Here is an 18,164-nt window from a genome sequence, read left to right on the forward strand (position 1 = left end):
CATGGCGCATGCACTCACCCGTGTCACGCTGGTTGGCCCGCGGAAACACGTTGATCTCCTCCTGCCCTCCGACCAGCCTGTTGGGCTTCTCCTGCCGCAGGTTCTGACGCTGTTGGATGACCCGCCGGCGGAGCAGGTCGCGGCCAAGGTGTTGGTTGCCGCGGACGGTACCGAGCTCAATGCCGACATGTCCCTGGACCAGGCAAGGGTCCGGGACGGTTCCTCACTGCTGCTCTGCAACGCCGCAGAGTCTCCGCCCGCCGCCGTTGTCTACGACGTCACGGACCTGGTGGTCCGCGAAACCAGCGGAACTGCCGGCCAATGGACCCGCCGCTCCAGTGCCCTTGCGGCCGGAACGTTCACTGCAGCGGGCATGTGGGCCGGTGCGGAAATCCTGTTGGCCGCGCTTGCGCCGGACTCTGCCGGATGGCTGTTGCTGGGCCTGGCACTGCTTGGTCTGGCCGCAGGCACAGCCGCCGGAATGGCTGCAGGAGGTTCGCCCCGAGGAACGCTCCTCGCCCCGGCCCTGCTCGCCGCCGGATGGCTCACGGGACTCGGCGGCACGGTCCATGTGTACGACGGCGTTCCGGAACGGCTTCCGGTTGCAGCCCTGCTTCTGGCCGGGCTGTCCGTGCTGACACTGGCGGCGCTGGGAACCATTTCCACGCAGCGGCGCGCATTCTTCAGCGGTGCCGCAACCCTGGCCCTCGCCACCGGACTGTGGACCGGCGCCGGTGCCGTCGCCTCGGACGCTGCGGGGGCGGCCGCTCTGGCTGCCCTGGCAGGTACCCTGACCCTGGGGCTGCTGCCCACACTGGCACTGGCTTCCTCCGGGCTTGCCCGCTTGGATGACCAGCGCGCCAAGGGTCGCTCCATCGCGCGCACCGATGCCAGGGACGCCGTGGCCGCCGCTCACCGGGGGTTGACGCTGGGGACGGCGGTCACCGCCGCGTGTATTGCTCCGGGCCTGTGGTTGGTCGGCGCTGACGCTGGACGCCAGAACTGGACGCTCCCCCTGCTGCTGGCCCTGACTCTGGCGTTGTTCCTGCGCACCCGTTCCTTTCCGCTGGCCGCACAGCGGTTTGCACTGTACCTGGCTGTCGCCGTCGGGCTGGGTGCGGCAGTCCTGAGCGCTCTGCGTTTCTTTCCTGCGCAACCCTGGGCAGTTGGCCTGGCCGTTCTGCTGACCGCCGCGGCAGCCTGCGTTTCACTGACAGCCACGTTCCCCGACCACGCCCAGGCCCGGTTCCGGCTGCTGGCCAAGCGGACTGAGAGCGCCGCCATCCTGGCATCGGTGCCGTTGACCGCCGGCATGTTCGGGGTGTTCAACCAATTGGCAGGGACCTTTTCATGAACCGGCCAGCCCTGGCCCCCTCGAGCCCCGAAGGGTTGGACAGCCGCCTCCCGTCCTCCGCCGACGGCGAGGAGCTGCGTCCGCAGCATTTTCGACGGGTGCGTGGCACACGGCCTGCCGAGTCCCCGCTGCACCGTTTCCTGGCAGGTTCCGCAGGCCTCTTCCGGGGCGACGACTATCCCCAGCGCCTCGCGGAAGCAGCGGCGGGTACCCAGCTGCCAGTGACCACGGGCCGCCGGATCGCCGTGGTGGGTTCCAGGGGCGGAGCAGGCAAAACCACAACGGCCGCCCTGCTGGCCCGGATCTATGCAGCCATGCGTGCCGACGCCGTCGCCGCCGTGGACAACACCCCGGAGGCCGGAACACTCGGACACCGGCTGGGTGTCCCCGATGCTCCGTCCCTGGACATAGTTGCCGACCGGCTCGGAGCCGACACGCCGGCGTCGCTGGGCCACCTCGCTGCCCTGCTGAGTGTTGCCGGACCAGCCAACCTGCTGGTGACCGGCCGCCGCCGCCCGCACCCCTGGATGGCTGCCGGGCCGCGGGACGCTGCGAGCGACGCAGCCGGAAGTGGGATGAGCACACCGGCGTGGACACCCGCCGGTCCCGCTGCCGGTGCTTACGGCACTGACGGTGCTTACGGGTGTGGTCCGGCCGGCGGTGATGCGGCCACGCTGCTGTCCCGCGCCGTCTCCCGCTACTGCCCCGTGACGATTTTCGACTGTGGTTCCGGCCTCAGCGATCCGGGTGCCCGGTGGGCCCTGGGAAACGCTCACCTGGCCCTCTTCGTGACGCCGGCAAGCGTCGCGGGAGGAGAAGATGCCGTCGATTACGCTGCCGGCTGGCGCCTTGATCCCGCACTCGCCGCCGTTCCACTTCTGGTGCTGGTGGTTCAGTCCGCCGGAGGCAGCACTCCCGGCGCTTCCCGGGCCGCTGCGGGCCTGCGCCGCACCGGCGTTGACGCCCTGCATCTGGGCCACGACCGGCACCTGGCCGCCGGGGTGGAAATCGATCCGGCGCTGCTGTCCCGCCGTACCCGTCTCGAGGCAGCCTCGCTGGCATCCCGCGTCCTGTCCGCAGCCATCGGCGGTCCCGCGGCGCGCCGCCCCCGGGCGCTAAGGTCGGCTCATCCCGGAGCGGCCCCGGAGGACTGCACATGAGTACCAAGGTCCTGCACCGGCCGGCCCGGACCACGGCACCGGCCCGCAGCATCGAGGACTTCACCCTCGACGCCCCGCCTTCAATCGAAGGTGGCAAAAGCGGCATGAACATGATGTCCCTGGTTCCGCTGTTGGGAGCCGGCGTCTCGATGACGGTCATGATGCTCTTCCGCGGGTCCCCGCTGGCGGCCGTGGGCGCGCTCATGATGGTTCTCACGATCATCGCCTCGGTGCTGATGATGCTTAGCCAGCGCGGCAGGCAGGGAAGGCAGCGCCGGGAACAGCGGGAGAACTATCTGGAATATCTGGAACGCTCCCGCGCCTCCCTGCGGGCGGATGAACAGACCGCGCTGGCGGTTGCCCGGAAGTCCAGCCCTCCCCCGGAAGCTTTGTTTGACATCATCAGAGACACGCGGCGCCTCTGGGAACGCCGCCGCTCCAATGAGGACTTCCTGCACCTGCGGATCGGCAGCGGCTCCCGGCAAAACCGTCACGTCACGATCCAGCAGTCCGGATCGGCGCTGGCCCAAGCCGACACCTTCATGACTGCGGAAGTGGAAATCCTTAAACGCCGCTATGAATCCAGCCCGGAATTGCCGCTGACCGTACCGCTGGACTGCGCCGGCAACATCTCAGTGGTGGGGTCCCGCGAATTTGTCACCCGGGCGGCGCGGATCCTGCTCCTCGAAGGAGCAGCATTCCATTCGCCCGAGGACCTCCACCTTGCCCTCGTCCTGCCCCCGGAGCGGCGCGACAGCTGGGAGTGGGCAACCTGGCTGCCCCATCTGGCCGACCAGCTTTCCACCCATGCCACCGGGCCGGTCCGCCGTCTGGCGCCCTCCGCGGCGGTCCTGAGCGATGTCCTCAGCGGGGACCTGAACCGGCGCTCCACCCTCGCCGCCGAATCCCGCAAGAATTTCCTGCGCGGCGGGGTCGGCGCATCTTTACCCCGGCTGCTGGTGCTCAGCGACTCCTACGGCCAGCTCCCGGCCGAACTGCAGGTCCCGGATCAGGAGGTCTCGGCCGGATCACTGGGCATCACCACAGTCTTTCTGGTCGCTGAGCGGAAGCAGGAACCGGGAGAGGTGGCGGTGCGCATCAGCCAGGACCCGGGCGGCCCGGACGGGGCGTTCATCCTGGAGAATTACCGCGGCGACCCGGTGCTTCCCGAGATGGAACACGGCACCTTGGACGTCCTGCCGCTGTCGCTGGCCGAGGCACTGGCCCGTGAACTCGCGCCCCTGCGGCTGTCCCCGGACTCGCTGGAACATGACACCGCCGAAACCGGCCAGGGATTCCTGGAGATGCTGGGACTCTCGCCGAACCTGGACGCGGCGGACATCCGGCGGTTATGGAAACCCCGCGGGGAGGTGGACTTCCTGCGGGTGCCGCTGGGCCCGGACGACCGCGGACGGCCGGCCCTGCTGGATCTGAAGGAGTCCGCGCAGTTTGGCCACGGACCTCACGGGCTCTGCGTCGGCGCCACCGGGTCGGGAAAATCCGAGATGCTGCGCAGCATGGTGGTGGGGTTGCTCGCCACCCACTCCCCTGAGGTGCTGGCCATGGTGCTGGTGGATTACAAGGGCGGGGCCACCTTTGCTCCGTTTGCGGACGCACCCCAGGTAGCCGGGGTCATCACCAACCTGTCCGACGACGTCAGTCTGATTGAACGCGTATACGCCAGTCTGTCCGGAGAAATCCAGCGCCGCCAGGAAGTCCTCAAAGCCGCCGGAAACCTGGCCAACATCACCGATTACCAGCTGTACCGGCAGGAGTTCAGTGCGCAGGGCCGGGACGTGGCGCCCCTGCCGCATCTGGTGGTGATCATTGACGAATTCGGGGAGTTGCTGACCGCCCGCCCGGACTTCATCGAACTGTTTCTCTCCATTGGCCGCATCGGCCGCTCCATCGGGGTGCATCTGCTGCTTTCCAGCCAGCGGATCGAGGGCGGAAAGCTCCGCGGCCTGGATACCTACCTTTCCTACCGGATCGGGCTCAGGACGCTTTCCGAGGCGGAGTCCCGCACAGTATTGGACACCCCCGACGCTTTCCATCTGCCTCCGGTGCCCGGCTTCGGCTATCTGAAGGTGGACACCACCACCTACACCCGCTTCAAAGCCGGATATGTGTCAGGCGCCCTGGAAGCAGCGCAGCAGGACCGCAGCCCCGAGGAGGCAGCTGCCCCGCCGCAGGTCCTGCCGGTCCCCCGCTATGCCGCCTCGTTGGAACCGGCGCCCGCGGCCGGCGGCGGCGGACCGGCGTCGACGTCGTCCTCCAAACGCACCACCGGGCCCACCGTACTGTCCAAGCTCATGGACACGCTGGCGACCTTCCCCCGCGCCGTGGCCCCGATCTGGCTGCCCCCGCTGCCCGGAGGCATCGCCCTGGACAGGGCCGCGGGAGGTCTGTCCGCCGGGAAAGGACTGCGGCTTGCCAGCGGCGGAAACCTGCGGATACCCGTGGGGCTGCTGGATGATCCGGCCAAGCAGTGGCAAGGCATCTGGGAACTGGATCTGGCCGCCAACGGCGGTAATGCGGCCATTGTGGGCGGGCCGCAGACGGGGAAGAGCACAGCGCTGCGCACCATCGTCGCGGCTTTGTGCCTGACACACAGCCCTGCGGAGGTGGGGATTTACGGTCTTGACCTGCTCGGCAGCGCCCTGGTTCCGCTCGAGGGGCTGCCACATGTGGGCGGGATGGCCGTGCGCACCAACAGGGAGGTGATCCGCCGCACCGTCGATGAGCTTCTGGCCATGCTGGCCCTCCGCGAGCACGTATTCGAGAAATATCAGGTGGATTCCCTGCCGACGCTGCGCCGGCAGTGTGCCGAAGGACTGATCCCGGAGCTATCCAGTGCTGACATTGTTCTGGTCCTGGACGGTTACGGGCAGCTGAGTGACGAATTCGAGGAGATCGAAAAACCCGTCCATGCCCTGATCAGCCGCGGCGCCGGCTATGGCATCCATGTGATCGCCACCTGCTCGCGGATGAATGAAATCCGGATCTCGCAGCAGAGCTTCTTCGGGAACCGGATTGAACTGCGGCTGGCGGATGTCGGTGAATCCGCCCACGGGCGCAAGCTCGCGGAGGCCGTGAGCACCGGGCGCCCGGGCCGGGCACTGATGGACCGCAAGCTGCAGGGACATTTTGCGCTGCCGCGCGTGGATTCGGAGTCCGACGATAGTTCGGCAGCCCGGGGCCTGCGGGATCTGGTGACTGCCGTGGCTGCTTCCACCGGGGAGCGCGCCCTGCAGGTCCGGGTTCTTCCCGGCGTTGTTTCCGCCGGAACCGTGCCCACCCCCGACGCGGCGGCGTCCGTTCCGCTGGGCCTTCGGGAGTCGGATCTGGGCCCCGAGGTGCTGGACCTGCACGGAAGGGAACGGCATCTGGTGATCATGGGCGATGACGGCTCCGGCAAGACCAATGCCCTGCTGTCGGTGATCCGCCGGCTGACGTCGCAGCACCGGGCGGAGGACATTGTCTTCGCCGTCTTCGATCCCCGCCGCACCCTCACCGGTATTGTGCCTGCCGAGTCGTTGGGCGGATATGCCACGAGCGCCGTCCTGGCGGAGCAGCTTGCCGCCGCCGTTGCGGGGGAACTGGACAAACGCGTCTCGGCTGCGCCGGCTGAGCTTGCGGGCCTGCCCCGAATCGTGTTGATCATTGACGACTACGATGTCCTGACCGCGGGTGGATCCTCTCCGCTGTCCCGGCTGACACCCTTTTTGCCCCTCGCTCCGGAAATCGGGCTGCACGCGGTTCTCTCACGGCGGGTGCGCGGTGCCAGCCGGGGCATGTACGAGCCGTTCTTTACTGCGCTGCGGGACTCCGGCAGCAGCGCAGTGATCCTTTCCGGGGACCAGTCGGAGGGCAGCCTGATCAATGGAGTGCGGGCCAGGACCCTTCCCCCCGGCCGGGCACAGCTGATTCAGCCAGGCAAGCCGGTCCAGGTGCTCCAGCTCTTCCTCAACGACGAGGACATCCCAGCACCACCGGCAGTCGGAGCCTGAGCAGCTGACGACGGCGCTGGCCCGGGCGGCAGGTGCAGCCCGGTTCGCTGCGGGTAGGGTTCGGCGGGTAGCGTTCGGCGGATAAGGTTCAGCGGTTAGGGTTCAGCGGACCGTGCGGCGGGCTGGGGATCCGCTGCGCCGGGCAGGGTCAAAGCGCCCGGACCGCTGCGATCGTCGGCGCCTTCGACGTCGACCACCAGGACCGTGATGTTATCCCGGCCCCCGGACCGCAGCGCCGCCTGCACCATGGAGGCACAGGCATCCTGCGGGTTGGCCTCGGAGGCCAGGATCTGCTGCAGTTGCCCGTCGCTGACTTCGCCGGTCAACCCGTCGGAACAGACCAGCAGTCGATCTCCGGGAACCACCGGGATGAGCCAGTAATCGGCTTCAGTGTCGCTGCCGGTTCCCAGCGCCCGGGTCACCACGTGGCGTCGCGGGTGGACGAGGGCTTCATCGGGCGTAATCTGGCCCATGTCCACCAGCTCCTGGACCTCACTGTGATCCACCGTGATCTGTTCCAGCACTCCGCCGGTCAGACGGTAGGTGCGGGAATCACCCACATTGAAGACCAGCCAGCAGGGGACGCCGTTTTCCCGAACCAGGACGGCCCCGGTCAGCGTGGTGCCGGCCCGGCCTCCGGTCGCGTCCCGGATCCCGGCGTCGGCTTCGCGCAGCAACGCCCGCAGCTCGGGGGCACCGATCTCCGGCAGATGCTCGCCCACAAAAGGTGCGTCGCCCAGGGTACGGACACAGATGCTGCTGGCCACTTCCCCGGCTTCATGTCCGCCCATGCCGTCGGCGACGGCGAAGACCGGGTCCGCTGCAATCAGCGAATCCTCATTCTGCTCCCGTCGCAGTCCGCGGTCGGAGGCATAGCCAAAGACTGCACGGAGTTCCAAGGCCGGGGATGTCGTTTCGTCGGAGTTCATTCACGCCCTATCCGGAAGCTGCCCGCTGTGTGGACCACAGCAGTGACACATATTACGCATACTCCTGCCTACCCTAGCGGAACGCGCAATCCACCGCCCGGCCGCGGGCGTTCCGCCGCCCGGGCAGAACACCGGGTCAGTCCAGGATCAGCCCCGGACCGGTGCCCCGGGCCAGGGTCACCGGATGGATCTCTCCGAAGCCGCGCACGTTGCGGGGCTGATGCGGGATCAGCACAAACCTGTCGTTGTTGCGCAGCGCGGCGGCGGTGGAAGCGTCGGTCAGCACGGTGCCGGGCTCCGCCAGCGAGGTCAGCCTCGACGCCAGGTTCACGGTGGGCCCGTAAATGTCGCCCAGCCGCGAGAGCACGCGCCCCCAGACCAGGGATACCCGAGCGGCGGGCAGCAGGTCATCCTCGGTGAAGGCCTTCGCCAGGGCCAGCGAGATTTCCGCCCCGGCTTCGGGGGTTTCGGCGTTGAAAAGCACTTCGTCGCCGATGGTCTTTACCAGCCGGCCCCCGCCCACCGAAATAATCTCGGCGCACTTGTGCTCAAAGCGCTGGACCATGTGCGCCAGGGTTTTTTCGTTCATCTGCCGCGACAGCGAGGTGTAAGAGACCAGGTCGGCGAAGCCTACGGCGCGCGCCAGCGGCAGCGGGTTGTCATCGGAGGCGGAGCCGTCGTGGCTGGCGAGTCCGGCCTCGGCGCGCAGGGCCAGCCGCTGCACGGCGGAGTTCATCTGCCGCTTCCACGCATACACCAGTGTCTTTTCCAGCGGTTCAATCAGCCCCGGAAGGGCCGCCACCAGCGCCTTGCGCGCCTCGGCGTCGGGAATCCCGCGCTGGACCACCATTTCCTCAACGAGCGCCTCGATCTGCCACACCACCATCCGGTCCGTCATCTGGCCGATCGAGCGCATGATCGAGATGGCTGCCTCTTCGGTCAGCTGCTCGTCACGCACCAGTTCAATCACCGTGGTCAGCGCCTCGCGGTCCTGCTCGGTGAAGAACACGGCGTCGTCGTCGAGGTTGGGAAAGCCCATTGCGCGCCACAGTTTGCGGGCGGACAGCAGCGAAACGCCCGCTTCAGCGGCCGCCTCGCGCCGCTTGAGGGTTCGCGGACCGCCGATCAGCTGGGCCTCCAGCTTCCTGATGTCCTCGCGGTCAATGGCAACGGAGTTCGGAGCAGCCGGTTTCGGCGCGCCTGCTGCATCCGGGGAGCCGGAATCCGCTGCGGCAGGATCCTCCCCTGCACTGCCGTCCCCGGCGGGCTGGACGCGGGGGCGGACGGCGGGCATGGACAGGGTCATGGGCTCGGGATCCGCTTCTACGTCGCGGCTTTCCTCACTCATCATCCCTCCCTTCGTAGTCGTAGTCCCCATCTCCTTCAATATCTACACCATCAAACATGGCGGTCATGGGCAGCTGGTCAATCGCGGCCACCACAATGGACTTGAACCTGTGCACCTCCGGAACGTGTTCGTAGTGCACCACCCGGTCATAGCCCACGTCCACGGCCAGGGTTCCGGAACGCTGCATGCGGTCCGTGACGGTTTGCCAGGCCTCGAGCTGGAAGATCGTGGCCAGCGCCAGTTCGCGTTCGCGCCGGCGCAGCACTCCCTGCCGGTGGATCAGCCGCCGGTTGGTCACGATGTACCGCGAAAACGCCCAGCGCAGCACAGGCGGCAGGCAGAATCTCGCCAGCAGTGCCACTGCAACAACAACGACGGCGGTTTGCAGGTATATCCGCCAGTCGGCAATCTGGTCGGACAAAGCGTCCCGGTCCAGGAAGCCGTAGCCAAAACCGGCGGCTGCACAGATCACGACGGCGAGGATCACCGGCCAGACCAGCTGGCGGGCATGCGGCCGGCTGGCCACAATGATCCGTTCTCCCGGTGCCAGTTTCAGCCTAACGCTCACGCCTGTACGGCGCGTAGGTGCACCACGTCGCCGGCCACGACCGCATGCCGCTCGCCGGCTCCGTCCAGCAGGATCAGCGACCCGTGCGAATCCAGGGCCACGGCGCGCCCTGTCAGGGAAGTGCCGCCGGGCAGATCCGCCCTGACCTGCTGGCCCAGCGTGGCCATGCGCGCACTAATCTTTTCCGTAAGCGAGGTCCCGTCCTCCCACGGCCGGGAGGCATCGCCGTCGACCGCTCTGAACTGTGCGTATTTCGCGGCCAGTTCCTGCAGATAGTCCGCCAGCAAAATGTTGCGGTCGGTGGTGGAGGCGTACTCCATCAGCAGGGAGGTGGCCGTGGGAACCGGAAGGTCCTCGTCGGTGAGGGAGACGTTCATGCCCGCGCCCACGACGACGGCGGGCGGAGCGCCGGACGAGTCCGGCACCAGCTGAGCCAGGACTCCGGCGAGTTTCCGCCCGTCCACCATCACATCGTTGGGCCATTTCAGCCGGGCTTCGACGCCGGTGCGGCTGGCAACCGCTTCCGCCAGGGCCAGCGCAGCCAGCAGGGACAGCCAACCGTAGGACTGGGTGGGCAGCGGCCGGCCGGCAGCGTTGACCGGCCGGAGCAGCACGCTCACAAAAAGGGAGGAACGCGGCGGAGCAACCCAGGTCCGCCCCAGCCGACCCTTGCCTGCCGTCTGCATCTCAGCCGTCAGGACCGAGAGGTCAGGCACCTCGGCCGGGCGCAGCCGTGCACGTTCGGCAAGGTCCGTGTTTGTGGAGCCGGTTTCCGCCACGACATCCAGCTGGGACAGGGGCCCCTGCGGCGCCACGAGCGCAGCCCGGAGGCGCTCCTGGTCAAGCCCGGGTCTTTCCATACTGGAGTAGCGCAAATGCATGCTTCCGATCTTACGCGCCGGCCCCGGGTATTCCTCCGAGGCCGGCAGCCGGCCGGCCTCGGCCGGGCTGCCAACCCGGGCCGCCGTCGTCGGGCAGGCCTCGTTGGGCGACCAACCGAGCCGCCGTCGTTGGGCGAGGCCTCGGGTGCGTTGCCTCGGACGCCGCCCTTTAGAGGAAGAAGTCCTGCATCAGCTTGTCCTCGGGGGCGCCCAGGGAATACGGGCGGAAGTCGGTGATGCCTTCTTCGCGCAGCACCTGCTCATCGGTGTAGAAGTTGCCGGTGGCCTCGCGGCTGGGCCGGGTCAGGACCGCGTGCGCTGCGTCGGCCATGATGTCGGCACTGCGCGAGGCCGCTGCCATGGTCTCGCCGCCGAGGTTGCGGATGGCGGCGGTGTCGATGGCGGTGACCGGCCAGAGCGAGTTCACGGCCACGCCGTCGTTCTTCAGCTCTTCGGCCAGGCCCAGAGTGGTCAGGGACATCCCGTACTTGGCCATCGTGTACGCCAGGTAGGAACCGGCCCATTTGGGGTCCAGGTTCAGCGGCGGCGACAGCGTCAGGATGTGCGGGTTGTCCGACCGGCGCAGGGCGTCCAGGGAGAACTTGGAGAGCATGAACGTGCCGCGGACATTGATGTCCGCCATCAGGTCGTAGCTCTTCATGGTCACGTCGTCAGTGTTGCGCAGATCGATGGCCGAGGCATTGTTGACCACGATGTCGATGCCCCCGAAACGCTCCACGGTTTCCGCCACGGCGCGGGCGACGTCGTCGTCGTTGCGCACATCGCCGATGATCGGCAGCGCCTTGCCGCCGGCTGCCTCCAGCTGCTCGGCCGCCGTGTAAACGGTGCCCTGCAGCTTGGGGTGCGGTTCTGCCGTCTTGGCCATGATCGCAATGTTGGCACCATCGGCCGCTGCGCGCAGGGCAATGGCCAGGCCGATGCCGCGGCTGCCGCCGGACATCAGGATGGTGCGGCCGGCAAGGGAGCCGGAGTGGGATGCTGGTGTGAGAGAGGTCATGGCAACAGGCTAATACACCGCGCGCCATTATGTTACTCACCAGTAACATCTGGTCGGTCCGCCGTGGCTGGCCTGGTGCAGGCACCTCACTCCCCCGGCACATGCGGCGGGCGGCATTCAGTCCGCGTGCCCGGCATCTTGTGTGCACGTCCGGCGGGTCCCGCAGCCTGGCCCGGCATCGTGTGTGCACGTCTGGCGGGTCCCGCCGCGAGGCCAGCATCGTGTGTGCACATCTGGCGGGTTCCACGGCCGGTAAGTCACCATATCTGCGCACAGGATCAGGATAGGCCGCCGTATCTGCACACACGCTGAGCTGCCGAGGGGAAGGATCCGCACGTCACCCGCAACCTCCCCGCCGACGGTGCGGAGTCATCCAAGACACCGCCCATCGCACGGCCGCCCCCGACCCCCAAGAAACGGCGGGCCACCCCAAGAAGCCACCGGCCCCGCGGTGCCAACCCCACCAACACAGCACCCGTCAACACCCCGCCCCGCGGCAACCCGGCCAAGGGCAGCGGCGCGAAATTGTAGGATCCCTACACCGGGGGTCAACGAATGCCCTCACTAGACTGGATAAATCGCCGCGTCCGTTGTGCAATTCCTACTTAACGCAGGAACCCCCCACTATGGCTGCACGGCACGCCCCAACCACTGCGCACTCCGGAGACCAGATGAGCATCGACCAGGACCTTGACCTGCAGACCACTGCGGGCAAAATCGCTGAGTACCGCCGCCGCCAGGCGCAGGCCGAAATGCCCTCGGGCCCGGCTGCGGTTGAGAAGCAGCACGCCCGCGGCAAGCACACCGCCCGCGAGCGCATCGAGATGCTTGTTGATGCCGGCTCCTTCGTTGAGTTCGATGCTCTGGCCGTACACCGCTCCACCGCCTTCGGCATGGAGAAGAAGAAGCCGCTGGGCGACGGCCTGGTCTCGGGCTACGCCACCGTGGACGGCCGCCCGATCGCCGTCTACAGCCAGGACTTCTCCGTCTACGGCGGATCGCTGAGCCAGGTCAACGGCGAAAAGATCGTCAAGGTCCAGGAACACGCGCTGCGCAACGGCTGCCCTGTGGTCGGCATCCTGGACGGCGGCGGCGCCCGCATCCAGGAAGGCGTCGCCTCGCTGGCCATGTTCGCGGACATCTTCCGCAACAACGTCCATGCCTCCGGCGTGGTTCCGCAGATTTCCCTGATCATGGGTCCCTCCGCCGGCGGCGCCGCCTACTCCCCCGCGCTGACGGACTTTGTGGTCATGGTGGATAAGACCAGCCACATGTTCATCACCGGACCGGACGTCATCAAGACCGTCACCGGTGAAGACGTGGACATGGAATCCCTTGGCGGCGCCCGGCAGCACAACACCAATACCGGCACCTCCACTTATCTGGCCTCGGATGAAGAGGATGCCATCGAGTTTGTCCGCGAACTGCTGGACTTCCTGCCCTCCAACAACCTTGCCGAGGCTCCGCTGGCCGCCTTTGTCACGGACCTGGAACTGAACGACGGCGACCTGGCCCTGGATGAGCTCATCCCGGATTCCGCGAACCAGCCCTATGACATGCGCACCGTCATTGAACAGGTGCTCGACGACGGCCACTTCCTGGAGATGCAGGCGCTCTACGCACCGAACGTCATGATGGGCTACGGCCGAGTGGAGGGGCATACCGTGGGCATCGTGGCGAACCAGCCGATGCAGTTTGCCGGCACCCTGGACATCGCAGCCTCGGAAAAGGCCGCCCGTTTTGTCCGCCACTGCGACGCCTTCAACATCCCCATCCTCACCTTCGTGGACGTCCCGGGCTTCCTGCCGGGCAAGGACCAGGAATTCCAGGGCATCATCCGCCGCGGCGCCAAACTGCTCTACGCATACGCCGAGGCCACCGTTCCCAAGCTCACCGTCATCACCCGCAAGGCATACGGCGGCGCCTACATCGTGATGGGCTCCAAGAAGCTCGGCGCGGACCTGAACCTCGCCTGGCCCACGGCGCAGATCGGCGTCATGGGCGCGCAGGGCGCGGTGAACATCCTCTACCGCGGCCAGCTCAAGGCAGCGGCCGACGCCGGAGCCAGCGTTGAGGAGGCCCGCGCGGACTACATCGCGCAGTATGAAGAGGAGCTGCTCAACCCCTACCAGGCGGCCGAGCTCGGCTACGTGGACGCCGTCGTCGCCCCCTCCGAAACCCGCCTGCAGCTGGTCCGCGGGCTGCGTGCCCTGCGCGACAAGCGTGCCTCGCTACCCGCCAAGAAGCACGGAAACATTCCGCTGTGACCGCCTGGGATGTGCCGGACACCTGGGGCCGGGAAGCACAGAGCGCTCCCCCGCAGCCGCCCCTGTTTTCCGTGCTCGCGGGGAATCCGTCGGAGGAGGAACTGGCGGCGCTGGCCGCCGTCGTCATGGCTCTGAACGCCGACGGCGGTGACCCGCGGCCCACGCCGGAGTCCGCCCGCCGCACCTGGAACCGGAGGCGGATGCTGAGCCTGGCACCCAAACCCGGTCCCGGGTCCTGGCGGCGCAGCTTCCGCTGACCGGAGCTCGAAGCAGCTGCCGCCCCGGCACCGGCGGGAGAACCTTTTGCGTTACGTTAGCGTCTCGTTCAACTAGGGATGTCCGAGGGACGCGTTAGGCTTCACCTGTGACCCAACAGACTCCTTCATCAGATTCCCTGTCCTTCGCCGGCGCGCGCTACCGCCAGCCGACCGCCATCGACGCCGTGGCCGATGCTTTCACTGAGACACTCCTGCAGCTGGATCCTTCCCTTGCCACCTCCCTCGGCATTGCCGGACACGAGACCGAATACGCGGATTATTCCCCCGCCGGCATGGAGTCCGTGGCCGAAGCCATCCGTGAGACGCTGGACCGCCTGGACGGTCTCCAGCCGGCCGATGACGTGGACCGCGTCACCCTCGACGCCATGCACGAACGCCTGGGCCTGGAACTGGAAATCCACACCTCCGGCTGGAACCTCTCAGACCTGAACAATATTGCCTCCCCGGCGCAGGAGATCCGGTCGATCTTCGACCTCATGCCCGCCGCCACCGTGGCGGACTGGCAGCACATTTACGGGCGCCTGCACAACGTGGCGGATGCCGTCTCGGGCTACATCACCTCCCTGCGTGCCGGCAAGGAACGCGGCCTGCTGCCGGCCCGCCGCCAGGTGCTGATCGTCATGGAACAGGCCTCCAAGTACGCAGAGGACGGCGGTTTCTTCGACAAGTATGTTTCCGGCGCCTCACTGGCCGACGGCGGCTCCCTCCCGGAGAGCCTCGCCACCAGTCTGCGCGCCGGCGCCGAATCCGCCCGTGCCGCCTACCGCAACCTTGCCTCGTTCCTGGAAAACGAACTGCTGCCGCAGGCCCCCGAAAAGGATGCCGTGGGCCGGGAGCGCTACGCGCTGATGTCCCGCCGCTTTCTGGGCTCCGCCGTGGACCTGGACGAAACCTACCGGTGGGGCGTAGCCGAGCTGGACCGCATCATTGCCGAGCAGGAAGCCGTCGCCGAGCAGATCCAGCCCGGCGCCAGCATCGCCGAGGCCATGGACCTGCTCAACGCCGACCCCGCGCGCCAGCTGCACGGCACCGAGGAGCTGCGCACCTGGATGCAGGGCCTGGCCGACCGCGCGGTGGCAGACCTCGCCGGCACCCACTTCGACATCGAGGGGCCGATGCGGGAGATCGAGTGCATGATCGCTCCCACGCAGGAGGGCGGCATCTACTACACCGGCCCCAGCGAGGACTTCTCCCGCCCGGGCCGCATGTGGTGGTCCGTGCCGGCGGGCGAGGACACCTTCACCACCTGGAATGAGACCACCACCGTCTTCCACGAGGGCGTCCCCGGACACCACCTGCAGATCGCAACGGCCACGGCGGCACGCGGGCTGCTGAACAAGTGGCGCCGGAACATCTGCTGGGTCTCCGGACACGGCGAGGGCTGGGCGCTGTACGCCGAGCGGCTGATGGACGAACTCGGCTACCTCAGCGATCCCGGAGACAAGATGGGCATGCTGGACGCCCAGCGCATGCGGGCCGCCCGCGTGGTCTTCGACATCGGCGTGCACCTGGAACTGGAAATCCCCGAACGCTGGGGCTCCGGCACCTGGACCGCAGACAAGGGCTATGCCTTCCTCAAGGAAAACATGGCGATCTCAGAGGGTCAGCTGAACTTCGAGTTCACCCGCTACCTCGGCTGGCCCGGGCAGGCCCCCTCCTACAAGCTGGGCCAGCGGCTCTGGGAGCAGATCCGCGACGAGGTCCGAAGCCGCGAGGGTGAGGACTTCGACCAGAAGCGCTTCCACACCCGCGCTCTGGAGCTGGGATCGGTGGGGCTGGACACGCTGCGCCGGGCACTCCTGGAGGCATAGAGCGCGACATTCCTCACAGCAGGATCAGGAATAACCCCCGAAATGGGCAGTACACCGCCACATTTCGGGGGTTTCTTCTTGTTACCCCACAGAACGCCATAAGAAGTGCACGTAACATTTCGCAACGGGCAATCGAATCTGATAAGGGTCGGCCACTACTATCTTCAAGTGACCACACAGACCTCCTCCCCCAAAACATCCGCCGGCCGCCGGCTGCCCCGCTGGATGACTGCGTTCGGACCGCAGATCATCGCAGCCCTGGTGGCTGGCCTGCTGCTGGGCCTGCTGGCCAAGAGCATGGGCACCGTCGGTGACGGCGAGCCCAACTGGCTGACCACCACCCTGAACACCATCGGCACGAGCTACGTCTCGCTGCTGAAGGCCGCCGTCGTACCCCTGATCTTCACCGCCGTCGTAAGCTCCATCGCGAACCTGCGCGCCGTGTCCAACGCCGCCCGTCTGGCCTGGCAGACCCTGCTCTGGTTCGCCATCACGGCCCTGATCAGCGTGGTCATCGGCATCCTGCTGGGCGTTGTCCTGCAGCCGGGCAGCAATGCCGACGTTCCGCAGGAGGATTTCTCCGGCAGCCAGGGCAGCTGGATCGGCTTCCTGACCGGTCTGGTTCCGGGGAACTTCCTGGGGCTCGGTGCCGCCTCCAAGGTGGCCGAATCCGGCGCCGTCACCACCAGCGTCAGCTTCAACGTGCTGCAGATCCTGGTCATCGCCATCGCCGTCGGCATCGCCGCCCTCAAGGTGGGCAAGCCCGCCGAACCGTTCCTGGCCCTGAACGCCTCCGCCCTGGCCGTCATCCAGAAGGTCCTCTGGTGGATCATCCGCCTTGCTCCCGTGGGCACCATCGGCCTGATCGGCACCGCCGTGGCCACCTACGGCTGGGACACCATCGGATCCCTGGGGATGTTCGCCCTGACCATCTACATCGGCCTGTTCCTGGTCCTGTTTGTGGTCTACCCGGTCCTGATCAAGTCCCACGGCCTGTCCGTGAAGCAGTGGTTCTCCGGCGCCTGGCCCGCCATCCAGCTGGCCTTCGTCTCGCGCTCCTCAGTGGGCACCCTGCCGCTGACCCAGCGCGTGACCGAGCGGAACCTTGGCGTGCCCCGTGCCTACGCTTCCTTCGCCGTACCCCTGGGCGCCACCACCAAGATGGACGGCTGCGCCTCGATCTACCCGGCCATCTCCGCGATCTTCGTGGCACAGTTCTTCGGCATCGATCTGGGCTTCACCGATTACCTGCTGATTGCGCTGGTTTCGGTGCTGGGTTCCGCCGCCACCGCCGGGACCACCGGCGCCGTCGTCATGCTCACGCTGACGCTGTCCACCCTGGGCCTGCCGCTGGCCGGCGTGGGCCTGCTGCTGTCCATCGATCCGATCCTGGACATGGGCCGCACCGCCGTAAACGTTGCCGGCCAGACCGTGGTCCCGACCATCGTCGCCAAGCGCAACGGCCTGCTGGACGCCTCGATTTATGACGCCAAGCGCACCGGCGACCCGTTCGCGGACGACTCGTCCGAGGTGCCCGCTGCTGTGGACAACGACGTCGAGGCGCCGGTGACCGCAGATGCCCAGGCTCGTTGATTCACTGAGGCACTGACTGCCTGTCTGTGTTGCCGCGAAGGCCGCTCCGGATTTCCGGGGCGGCCTTGCTGCTGTCCGGGCTAGGCTTGAGGGGTGACTGACCTGTTCCTGATCCTCGCCTCCGCTTCCCCTGCCCGCACTAAGCTGCTGACCAACGCCGGCATCACCCACACCGTGCTCGTGTCCAACGTCGATGAAGATGCCGTCACCGCGCGCTACGGCACCCCCGATCCGCATGACACGGCCATGCTGCTGGCCCGGGCCAAGGCCGAAGCCGTTGCTGCGCTGCCCGAGGCCGAAGGATCCCTGGTGCTGGGCTGCGACTCGGTGTTCGAGTTCGAGGGTGAGGCGCACGGCAAGCCCTGGGAACCCGAAGTGGCCCGCGAGCGCATCCGCCGGATGAGCGGCAAGGTGGGCATCCTGCACACCGGGCACTGGCTGGTGGACTGCCGGGACACCGACGACGACGGTTCGGGCGCCACGCTCGGCGGCGTCAGCTCGGCTTCGGTGTACTTCGCCAAGCTCACCGACGAGGAAATCGACGCGTATGTCGCCACCGGTGAGCCGCTGCAGGTGGCCGGTTCCTTCACGATCGATTCCCTGGGCGGAGCGTTCATCGAGAAAGTCGACGGTGATCCGCATGCCGTCGTCGGGCTCTCCGTGTCGATGCTGCGCGAGCTCCTCGCCAGCGCCGGCGTGAAGATCACGGACCTCTGGGACAAGTAGCCCTCCCTGCCTCACGGTCCTTTGCGCGTTTTTGCCCGCCGGTGTCCGCCGGGGTCCGCCGGGGTCTGCCAACCTGTGTGCACCTCTGGCGGGTTCCAGAGTGCTCCCGGGCAACCTGTGTGCAGTTCTGGCGGGTTCCAGAGTGCTCCCGGGCAACCTGTGTGCAGTTCTGGCGGGTTCCAGAGTGCTCCCGGGCAACCTGTGTGCAGTTCTGGCGGGTT

At 67.4% G+C, this 18,164-nt stretch carries 13 protein-coding genes; 8 read left to right on the plus strand and 5 right to left on the minus strand.

The window, feature by feature from the left end:
• The first annotated feature begins 1 nt into the window (after window position 1).
• The 3 genes from eccD to eccCa are packed head-to-tail and all read left to right on the plus strand — an operon-like array spanning window position 2 to window position 6,524.
• A complete protein-coding gene (eccD, locus tag ABIB35_RS15750; RefSeq protein WP_354182666.1) occupies window positions 2-1,354 on the plus strand; it encodes a type VII secretion integral membrane protein EccD in 1,353 nt (450 codons plus the stop codon).
• Window positions 1,351-2,514, plus strand: a complete 1,164-nt coding sequence (locus ABIB35_RS15755) for a hypothetical protein (protein WP_354182667.1) — start codon at window positions 1,351-1,353, stop codon at window positions 2,512-2,514. Before eccD ends, ABIB35_RS15755 begins: the two co-directional genes overlap by 4 nt.
• Window positions 2,511-6,524, plus strand: a complete 4,014-nt coding sequence (gene eccCa, locus ABIB35_RS15760) for a type VII secretion protein EccCa (protein ID WP_354182668.1) — start codon at window positions 2,511-2,513, stop codon at window positions 6,522-6,524. The genes ABIB35_RS15755 and eccCa overlap by 4 nt, the downstream gene beginning before the upstream one ends.
• A 95-nt stretch (window positions 6,525-6,619) precedes the next feature.
• Here the strand turns inward: eccCa and ABIB35_RS15765 are convergent, their stop codons facing one another.
• The 5 genes from ABIB35_RS15765 to ABIB35_RS15785 all read right to left on the minus strand — a co-directional run bounded on the left by ABIB35_RS15765 (window position 6,620) and on the right by ABIB35_RS15785 (window position 11,268).
• Window positions 6,620-7,453, minus strand: coding sequence for a PP2C family protein-serine/threonine phosphatase (locus ABIB35_RS15765; protein WP_354182669.1), 834 nt, complete (start codon window positions 7,451-7,453; stop codon window positions 6,620-6,622).
• Between the two features lie 136 nt (window positions 7,454-7,589).
• Window positions 7,590-8,801 carry an adenylate/guanylate cyclase domain-containing protein gene (locus tag ABIB35_RS15770; protein WP_354182670.1) on the minus strand — a complete coding sequence of 404 codons (1,212 nt, stop codon included), beginning with the start codon at window positions 8,799-8,801 and terminating at the stop codon, window positions 7,590-7,592.
• Entirely contained in the window at window positions 8,794-9,369 is a 576-nt protein-coding gene (locus tag ABIB35_RS15775) for a PH domain-containing protein (protein WP_354182671.1), read from the minus strand. Before ABIB35_RS15775 ends, ABIB35_RS15770 begins: the two co-directional genes overlap by 8 nt.
• Entirely contained in the window at window positions 9,366-10,250 is an 885-nt protein-coding gene (locus ABIB35_RS15780; RefSeq protein ID WP_354182672.1) for a biotin--[acetyl-CoA-carboxylase] ligase, read from the minus strand. Before ABIB35_RS15780 ends, ABIB35_RS15775 begins: the two co-directional genes overlap by 4 nt.
• Window positions 10,251-10,419: 169 nt before the next feature.
• The gene (locus ABIB35_RS15785; RefSeq protein WP_354182673.1) at window positions 10,420-11,268 is read right to left on the minus strand and encodes an SDR family oxidoreductase; all 849 of its coding nucleotides are present in this window, start codon (window positions 11,266-11,268) and stop codon (window positions 10,420-10,422) included.
• 671 nt (window positions 11,269-11,939) lie between these two features.
• Here ABIB35_RS15785 and ABIB35_RS15790 point away from each other — a divergent pair.
• From ABIB35_RS15790 to ABIB35_RS15810, 5 genes are all read left to right on the plus strand, one after another.
• The gene (locus tag ABIB35_RS15790) at window positions 11,940-13,535 is read left to right on the plus strand and encodes an acyl-CoA carboxylase subunit beta (protein ID WP_354182681.1); all 1,596 of its coding nucleotides are present in this window, start codon (window positions 11,940-11,942) and stop codon (window positions 13,533-13,535) included.
• Entirely contained in the window at window positions 13,532-13,792 is a 261-nt protein-coding gene (locus ABIB35_RS15795; RefSeq protein ID WP_354182674.1) for an acyl-CoA carboxylase epsilon subunit, read from the plus strand. Before ABIB35_RS15790 ends, ABIB35_RS15795 begins: the two co-directional genes overlap by 4 nt.
• 107 nt (window positions 13,793-13,899) lie before the next feature.
• The gene (locus ABIB35_RS15800) at window positions 13,900-15,624 is read left to right on the plus strand and encodes a DUF885 domain-containing protein (RefSeq protein WP_502915812.1); all 1,725 of its coding nucleotides are present in this window, start codon (window positions 13,900-13,902) and stop codon (window positions 15,622-15,624) included.
• A 168-nt stretch (window positions 15,625-15,792) separates the two neighbouring features.
• Window positions 15,793-17,217, plus strand: a complete 1,425-nt coding sequence (locus ABIB35_RS15805) for a dicarboxylate/amino acid:cation symporter (protein WP_502915813.1) — start codon at window positions 15,793-15,795, stop codon at window positions 17,215-17,217.
• Between the two features lie 93 nt (window positions 17,218-17,310).
• The gene (locus ABIB35_RS15810) at window positions 17,311-17,943 is read left to right on the plus strand and encodes a Maf family protein (protein WP_354182675.1); all 633 of its coding nucleotides are present in this window, start codon (window positions 17,311-17,313) and stop codon (window positions 17,941-17,943) included.
• Window positions 17,944-18,164: the final 221 nt, after the last annotated feature.

Origin of the sequence: Arthrobacter sp. UYP6, assembly GCF_040547315.1 — a bacterium.
Taxonomy (GTDB): domain Bacteria; phylum Actinomycetota; class Actinomycetes; order Actinomycetales; family Micrococcaceae; genus Arthrobacter_B.

Bases quoted from the DNA above. Each gene is read 5' to 3' on its own strand.
- eccD (WP_354182666.1), top strand. From the start codon at position 2: ATGGCGCATGCACTCACCCGTGTCACGCTGGTTGGCCCGCGGAAACAC.
- ABIB35_RS15755 (WP_354182667.1), top strand. From the start codon at position 1,351: ATGAACCGGCCAGCCCTGGCCCCCTCGAGCCCCGAAGGGTTGGACAGC.
- eccCa (WP_354182668.1), top strand. From the start codon at position 2,511: ATGAGTACCAAGGTCCTGCACCGGCCGGCCCGGACCACGGCACCGGCC.
- ABIB35_RS15765 (WP_354182669.1), bottom strand. From the start codon at position 7,453: ATGAACTCCGACGAAACGACATCCCCGGCCTTGGAACTCCGTGCAGTC.
- ABIB35_RS15770 (WP_354182670.1), bottom strand. From the start codon at position 8,801: ATGAGTGAGGAAAGCCGCGACGTAGAAGCGGATCCCGAGCCCATGACC.
- ABIB35_RS15780 (WP_354182672.1), bottom strand. From the start codon at position 10,250: ATGCATTTGCGCTACTCCAGTATGGAAAGACCCGGGCTTGACCAGGAG.
- ABIB35_RS15785 (WP_354182673.1), bottom strand. From the start codon at position 11,268: ATGACCTCTCTCACACCAGCATCCCACTCCGGCTCCCTTGCCGGCCGC.
- ABIB35_RS15790 (WP_354182681.1), top strand. From the start codon at position 11,940: ATGAGCATCGACCAGGACCTTGACCTGCAGACCACTGCGGGCAAAATC.